Raw genomic sequence first — 465 nt, 5'->3', positions numbered from 1 at the left:
CCTGATCGGCGGCGCGCCGGATGATGTCGCTCAGATTGTTCCGCCCGTACAGGCTGGCGACGATGTCCATGTAGACCAGTTCGTCGGCGCCGGCGCGGTAATAGTCGAGCGCGAACTCCTGCGGGTCTCCCATCACGCGCAAGCCCTCGAGCTGGACGCCCTTGATGAGGTTTTTCCCCTTGATGTCCAGCCGAGGAATGATTCTGAGGTTGCTCACGTCGGATTACCCGCCAGATACGGACCTATTCTTCCCACACCGCATGACGCAATTGCCAGTTGTTGCCGACCCATTTCCACAGATTGGGGGAACGGAAACTGTCGGCAAGGCGGGCAAAATACTGTTCGGTCATGATCGGGCTCTCGAACATCTTGCTCGCCTCCGGGAACTCCTTTTCGGGGATGCTTAGATAGCGGAAGATCTCCTCAGCAAAGCGTGATGGATATTCGTGATCGAAACGCTTCACC

Annotated in this window: 1 protein-coding gene and 1 pseudogene; both read right to left on the bottom strand. The window is 57.4% G+C overall.

Features of this window, described 5'->3' with window-relative positions:
• Window positions 1-217, bottom strand: a 217-nt coding sequence (locus tag J5M57_RS28390; protein ID WP_347709680.1) for a HisA/HisF-related TIM barrel protein, incomplete at its 3' end; no start/stop codon positions are given.
• Window positions 218-242: 25 nt separating this feature from the next.
• A pseudogene (locus J5M57_RS28385) lies at window positions 243-465 on the bottom strand (hypothetical protein); the annotation flags it as partial.

It is taken from the genome of Pseudomonas sp. 86_A (assembly GCF_017491705.1).
In the GTDB taxonomy this organism is placed as follows: Bacteria; Pseudomonadota; Gammaproteobacteria; order Pseudomonadales; family Pseudomonadaceae; genus Aquipseudomonas; species Aquipseudomonas koreensis.
This window is presented reverse-complemented; position numbering and strand designations above follow the sequence as displayed.